This is a genomic window from Bacteroidales bacterium (assembly GCA_035647615.1).
Taxonomy (GTDB): domain Bacteria; phylum Bacteroidota; class Bacteroidia; order Bacteroidales; family 4484-276; genus SABY01.
Window position 1 is genome coordinate 131754 of record DASRND010000024.1, and the last position, 6497, is coordinate 138250.

At 46.6% G+C, this 6497-nt stretch carries 7 protein-coding genes; 4 read left to right on the top strand and 3 right to left on the bottom strand.

From position 1 onward, the window contains the following. Nucleotides 1-20 precede the first annotated feature (20 nt). Genes VFC92_07795 through VFC92_07810 form a run of 4 tightly spaced genes read left to right on the top strand, consistent with a single transcriptional unit; the run spans nt 21 to nt 3414 of the window. Complete coding sequence (locus VFC92_07795; protein HZK08089.1) at nt 21-1052, top strand: bifunctional ADP-heptose synthase; 1032 nt, start codon at nt 21-23, stop codon at nt 1050-1052. 1 nt (nt 1053) lies between these two features. Beyond that, a complete protein-coding gene (gene ubiE / locus VFC92_07800) occupies nt 1054-1809 on the top strand; it encodes a bifunctional demethylmenaquinone methyltransferase/2-methoxy-6-polyprenyl-1,4-benzoquinol methylase UbiE (protein HZK08090.1) in 756 nt (251 codons plus the stop codon). A gap of 48 nt (nt 1810-1857) precedes the next feature. Continuing rightward, nucleotides 1858-2652, top strand: coding sequence for a porin family protein (locus VFC92_07805; protein ID HZK08091.1), 795 nt, complete (start codon nt 1858-1860; stop codon nt 2650-2652). A gap of 39 nt (nt 2653-2691) precedes the next feature. Beyond that, nucleotides 2692-3414, top strand: coding sequence for a hypothetical protein (locus tag VFC92_07810; GenBank protein HZK08092.1), 723 nt, complete (start codon nt 2692-2694; stop codon nt 3412-3414). Here VFC92_07810 and VFC92_07815 read toward each other — a convergent pair. The 3 genes from VFC92_07815 to VFC92_07825 form a co-directional block, all read right to left on the bottom strand. Continuing rightward, nucleotides 3407-5212, bottom strand: a complete 1806-nt coding sequence (locus VFC92_07815) for a long-chain fatty acid--CoA ligase (GenBank protein ID HZK08093.1) — start codon at nt 5210-5212, stop codon at nt 3407-3409. The genes VFC92_07810 and VFC92_07815 overlap by 8 nt on opposite strands. A 278-nt stretch (nt 5213-5490) precedes the next feature. Further along, on the bottom strand, nt 5491-6042 hold the full coding sequence (locus tag VFC92_07820; GenBank protein ID HZK08094.1) for a nitroreductase family protein: 552 nt from the start codon (nt 6040-6042) through the stop codon (nt 5491-5493). 154 nt (nt 6043-6196) lie between these two features. Beyond that, nucleotides 6197-6497: hypothetical protein (locus tag VFC92_07825; GenBank protein HZK08095.1), on the bottom strand; the 301-nt coding region annotated here is incomplete at its 5' end.

The window sequence follows — 6497 nt, forward strand, 5'->3', positions numbered from 1 at the left end:
AGGCAAATTTTTTAACATCTATGATGAATGAAAATGGATTAAAAAAGGCTTCGGATCTATTCCGTTCTTTGGCCACCAAAAATATTATGATCATTGGCGATGTAATGATTGATTTGTACCTTTTCGGGTCGGTTGATCGCATCTCGCCTGAGGCTCCTGTTCCGGTAGTAGCCGTCAACAGGCGTGCCCGGCATCTGGGCGGCGCTGCCAACGTTGCGCTCAATATCAAAGCCATGGGGGCACGTCCGGTGTTGTGTTCGGTAATAGGGCAGGAGGAGAAGTCGCAGGAGTTTATGCAGTTGATGAAGGAAAATGATCTTTTTTCAGGAGTCATTCTTCACAGCAAAAGCCGCATCACCACCACCAAGTTCCGTATCATCGGCAACAATGTTCAGCTGCTCCGCGTCGACGAGGAATGTACCGAATCATTATCGGAGGAGGATATGAAGACTTTTCTGAATCTGGTGGAGGTGGCTATAAAAGAACAGCACATAGATGCTATCATTTTTCAGGACTACGACAAAGGCGTTATCACTCCGGCGTTGATAACTAAAGTGGCTAATCTGGCTACTAAAATGAAAATTCCGGTAACTGTTGATCCAAAGCACCGCAATTTTGGTGCATATAAAAACATTACGCTTTTCAAGCCTAACCTCAAGGAGCTGAAAGAAGGGCTGGGTATAGAGGCTGCCAGCTTTGATATAGAGTCGCTGAAACTGGCAGCACAGAAGATTCATATTCGTCAGAAGGTGGATCTGGTAATGATTACGCTTTCGGAAGATGGCATTTTTATCAGCCGGCGAAATAACGATGGGACTTTCACGGTGGAACATCTTGCGGCTCACCGTCGTTCCATTGCCGACGTTTCGGGTGCCGGCGACACCGTCATCAGCGTGGCAACTCTGGGGCTTGCAGCTGGAATGAATGATTTCGATATTGCTGCTTTGAGCAATCTTGCCGGCGGGCAGGTGTGCGAATATGTTGGCGTAGTTCCGGTGAATAAAGAGAAGCTGCTGCATGAATGGGCCAAAATAAATGAGACTGTCGGGTAGGATGAAAAAAAATCACCAACCACAGCCGCCAACCAATTCCGGTACAAAAACTGCCAAAGCTACCATTGCACAGAAGGAGCAGGTGCAGAAGATGTTCGACAATATTGCGCCAAGCTATGATCTTTTAAACCATCTGCTCTCCGCGGACATCGATAAGCTGTGGCGGCGACGTGTTATTAAAATGATCAGGAGCCAACCGCACCGCCATATTCTCGATCTGGCTACCGGCACCGGCGACCTGGCCATAGCTGCTGCTGCGCTGCCCGACACCAAAGTTACTGCAGTCGACCTCTCCGCGGAGATGCTTAAATTTCAGCAGAAGAAGTTGCAAAAGAAAAATCTGCAGGAGCAAATTACTTTGCTGCAGGGTGATGGCGAAGCGCTGCCTTTTGATGATGATACCTTTGATGTGGTGATGATCGCCTTTGGTGTGCGCAACTTCGAAGACCTGCCCAAAGGATTGGCTGAGATGCGCCGGGTTTTAAAAAAAGATGGTCTGGTGGTGATACTGGAGTTTTCAAAGCCCCGGACTTTTCCTGTAAAACAGCTCTATCAGTTTTACTTTAAACGCATCCTGCCCACGGTGGGGCGTTGGATTTCCAAAGACAAAAGCGCTTACAGCTACCTGCCCGATTCGGTTGGCTACTTCCCCTCCGGCACCGACTTTACGCGCTATCTCACACAAGCTGGCTATACCAATCCTGCCATCCGAACGCTGACGCTGGGCATCGCTTCAATTTACTCAGCCCGAAAATAAAAGCAAGCTCCGCCCGTTTGATCACTAAATTTTAAAAAACGGATCAATTTGAAGAATCATAAGGTTCTGCGGGCTTTGCTCATCATCATGACCATTTTATTTGGTGCAGGATTGAAAGCACAAGTCAACAAGGTTCCCAACCTTAAACTCTACGACTACGAAACCCTACATTTTGGTTTTATCATTTCCGGCAATCAGATGAATTTTGTCATCACTCCGGTCAGTAATCTGCATCAGCTATATTTTAAAGGTCGCGAATTGCCGGAGTCCGATCTGGGTCTTTCTACCTCGACCGATGTAGATTCCGCACAGGTTTATGGTATTTTGTCGGAGCCTACCGTGGGCTTTACGGTGGGTATTGTGGGCGATCTGCGTCTGGGTGAATATTTCAACCTCCGTTTTATCCCGTCGCTGGCTTTCGGACGACGTGACCTGAACTATGATACGCGCCTTTTTCGCGGCTCCGACACTATCACAAGTATGGTTCTCAAACAAAAGATTCAGTCCACTTTTATCGAATTCCCTTTTTTGTTAAAATATAAATCCAAGCGTGTCCACAACTTTAGAGCTTACGTCACGGGTGGCGTCAAATTTAGTTTCGACCTGGCATCACAGGTTAAAAAAACCGAAAAAAATAACTACGAGCCAAAGCTCTTCCGCACCGACACCTACGGCGTGCTGGGTGGCGGGATAGAGTTTTATATGAACTGGTTTAAGTTGGGTGTGGAGCTAACTATGTCGTACGGCAGCCGCGACATGCTGCTTCGCGAAGGAAATATGTACACCAACAGCATCGAGTCGTTGCGCTCCAAAATATTTATGTTCACCTTCACTTTTGAATAACAAATCTTTATTTGATGATGATTAATAATTTTTAAAAAAATGGAAACTGATCAGTCTACTACGGATTTATTTCATGCTATTGTCGACAAAGCTAACCTCAAGCAAAATGTTTACGACAACACCTACAAGACCTTTGCGATTTTTAAAAGTGTAATAAAGCAGTTGTCAAAGGAGTTTCAGGATTCTAAACAATACAAGAACAGCGACATTACTTTTGAACACAAAAACAGAGGTGAGTTTGAGGTGGAGCTTAAATTTGCCGGCGACATCCTGATTTTTATCATGCACACCAACGTGTTTGAGTTTTCACGCGACCACGAGGTGATGAGGCTGCCCTATATCAAAGAAGACCCCGAACGCAGCTATTGCGGTGTCATCAATATCTATAACTTTCTGGGCGATTCATTCAAATACCGGCGCATCAATGATCTGGGCTATCTTATCGGACGCGTTTTTATTAATAAAGATACCCATTACTTTATCGAAGGCAAGCGCGAGCTGGGGCAGTTGTTCCGCAGCTTCGACAAGGCGCTGATGACCGAAGAGGCGGCACACAAGCTCATCACTTCTGCCGTTAAATACACACTCAACTTCGATCTGCTGACGCCACCCTACGAAGAAGTGAAACTTCTCACTGTTCAGCAAGTTCAAACATCACTCGACAATATGAAGATCCGCACCGGCAAAAGGGTGGGCTTTAAATTTCAAGCCGACAAAGAGGAAGAAGAAGCTGAAACCGATGGTGGTGCGACATCTAAATAAATTCCTCAGCTCCTTCACGCGTATGGTACATGCTGGCAATTACATCGGCATATTGTATCTCGATGGCGCGGCGGCGGGTTTTTAACGTGCTGGTGAGGGTCTGGCTTTCGATGCTGAAAGGCTCGCTTAGCAGCGTAAATTCTCTAATCTTTTCGTAGTTGGCAAGTTCGCTTTGCAGCGTCTCAATTCTTTGCAACACATGCGAACGTATCCGCTCATGCAGCAGCAAATCTTTGTAGTCGGCGTATTTTATTTCCCATTTTTGCGCAAGCGCCACCATGCGGTCCATCACCGGGATGATGATGGCGGTAATGAATTTGCGGTTGTCGCCAAACACCACCACCTGCTCAAACAGCGGCTCCTGATTCAGTAGGGTCTCTATTTTTTGTGGCGACACATATTTTCCTATCGAAGTCTTCATAAGGTCTTTCAGGCGGTCGTGCATCACCAGGTTGCCAGCACTTGTCAGGGCGCCTTCGTCGCCGGTGTGGTACCAGCCATCGGTGAGCGATTCGGCTGTAGCCTCTGGTTTTTTGTAATAGCCCGAAAATACCGTTCGTCCACGCACCAGTATTTCGCTTTTTTCGCCAATCCTAAGCTCTATTCCTGGCATTATTGAACCGCATGACTCAAACTCATGATGGTCGGCTTTGAAGCACGAAACTGTAGCGGTAGTTTCGGTGGCACCGTAGCCATAATTGATAAAGACGCCTGTTGCGCTAAAAAACCTGAGAAGATGTATGGGAAGGCTGGCACCTGAACAAGGCATGGTGCGCATGCTGCCACCAAAGATTTCCCGCAACTTTTTCAGAACCAAACGGTCGGCAATTTTGTGTTGCATGCTCAACATTAATGGAAGCGCCTGGTTGTGTTTTTTACGATCGATTACCTTGTAGCCAGTGGCAATAGCCCATCTGAAAATAGCTCGCTTGGTGGCAGGCCAGCGCTGATATTCGTCCTGGATGCCATCGTAGGTTTTTTCGAAAAAACGAGGTACAGTGCACATTACCGTAGGCTGGGCCTTTGGCAGCGACTGTATTATTTCTTTTGGATTGGAAAGATAAAAGTTCGTAGCGCCCCGAAAAAAGATCAGCAGTGTCCAGGTGCGCTCAAAGATGTGGCTGAGCGGCAGAAATGTCATCGAAACATCTTTGTCAGTGACGTCGAGGCGTTCGTGGTGGATGGAGAAAGAGTAGAGAAAATTGTCGTGCGAAAGCATCACACCTTTGGGTTCGCCGGTGGTTCCTGAGGTATAAATGATGGTGGCCAGATCATCTACAGTGGCCGGCTGCTGCTGTGCCTCAAGCTGAGGCGGAGCGCACATTTTGCTGTTGATGTAACTTCCGAAGCTGACGCACCGCGGATCGGAGAGATCAAGTGCATCATTAAAAACTACTACTTTCTTTAGCGTGCTGGTATTGTCGAGAAGCCATATCGCTATGTCGAGCTGTGGCTGGTCGCCGGCAAAGAGCATGCGCATGCCCGTTTCGTCGATGATATACTTGCATTGATCGCGTGAAGCTGTGGCGAAAAAAGGAACTACCACCGCGCGGATATTCAGAATGGCCAGTTCGGTAATGGTCCACTTAGGGATGTTTTGACTGAAGATGCCGATGTTGTCGCCTGAGTCAAAATCCTGCGCCAGCAACACACGTGAGAGCCGGGTGAATTCTTCCGTCATCGTGTTCCAGCTTTTGGATTCGATAGCGCCAGCGGCATTGAAAAAGCGCATAGCATCTCTGTTTTGGTAGAGGGACGTCCGTTGCCGAATCATGTCGGGAATACTTTTATACTCCATTTTGTATTTATTAAATGATGATAAATTATGCCTGTTATAAAACAGAAGAACTCTGTCACACTCCCCAATTTGCAAGCTTAAGTTGATGAGCAGGCGCAAACCGTGCGATGACTTCCATGCCTTTAATTGTGGTGTTTTTCAAAGAGCTCAACTTTATTTTCAAAAATTATAGAACACCGCAAAGAGAAATAAAGTTTTTCAAATATACTTTTTTAATTAGGAGACGAGTATCGTCCTGTCTCCGATAGCTCAATTTTTTAGTTTGACCTTTGGATGCGTTACGGTTTTTTATATCCATTATAAGAATGCATCTCGCTGCTGGGTTTGCGATTTTTGGCGGGAGGCTCATTTTTTTCCGGATAGCCCACAGCAATCAGCAAACCGATGGTTTTATCTTTTGGAATAGCCAGCAGTTGTTTTATCTTTTTCTGGTCGAACCAGCCGAGCATGCAGGTGCCCAGACCAAGCTCTGCGGCCTGCAGACAGAAATGCACTGCGGTGATGCCGGTGTCGATCATCGGGAAATCTCTTTTCTTGATGACCGCGCCAATCTGTGTGATGACTTTTGGTTTTTCGATAACCAGCGCCACCAGAACCGGTGCCTGATGGGTAAATTTATTAAAAGCTACCAGCGAACTATACGTAGCTTTTGCCAGCTGCTGCAAGAGTGCAGGTTCGTCAGTAACCACAAAATGCCAGGGTTGCGAATTGCTTGCCGAGGGCGCCAGCCTGGCCGCCTCAATGCATTTCGACAACTCTCCACGCGCAACGGGTGTGGGTTTGAAGCGCCTTGCGCTGTAGCGCTGCTTTACCAAATCAATAAATTCCATCGGGCAAAAGTAGGGTTAAAATTTGATGGTGGATGAAGGTAGGATTGTGGTTTTAATCTGAGTTCAATAGCTTCTCAAGCCGCTTTTATCAATAGTAATGTGCTTTTTATTTTGGTTTAGCCAGCATTCACGGGGTGACTGTGAATGGGCTTTATCAGAAAGCCTTGGGTTTAAAATCTTCCTGGTTGACAATAGAAGAGGAGTTGCCGGTAGCTTTGATAACGAAGAATCCGAGTTTTTCGGCCATCCGGTGGCTATCTCCTTCTGCAGTAAGAAAGGCCATGGCGCCATATTTTTTCTTATCAGCATATTCCGGCAAGTAGGTTTTTGATTTCCATATCTTCTTATGAAAATCCTCTACATCACCAACCCGCAGTGTGGTTTTCACCTCCACAATTACAATTTCGTGCCCGTTGACGGCAATTATATCATATTCAAAATTTTCACCACCCTTG

What these genes read in the sequence shown, in the direction of transcription:
- VFC92_07795 (HZK08089.1), top strand. Translation starts at nt 21, where the DNA reads ATGATGAATGAAAATGGATTAAAAAAGGCTTCGGATCTATTCCGTTCT.
- ubiE (HZK08090.1), top strand. Translation starts at nt 1,054, where the DNA reads ATGAAAAAAAATCACCAACCACAGCCGCCAACCAATTCCGGTACAAAA.
- VFC92_07810 (HZK08092.1), top strand. Translation starts at nt 2,692, where the DNA reads ATGGAAACTGATCAGTCTACTACGGATTTATTTCATGCTATTGTCGAC.
- VFC92_07815 (HZK08093.1), bottom strand. Translation starts at nt 5,212, where the DNA reads ATGGAGTATAAAAGTATTCCCGACATGATTCGGCAACGGACGTCCCTC.
- VFC92_07820 (HZK08094.1), bottom strand. Translation starts at nt 6,042, where the DNA reads ATGGAATTTATTGATTTGGTAAAGCAGCGCTACAGCGCAAGGCGCTTC.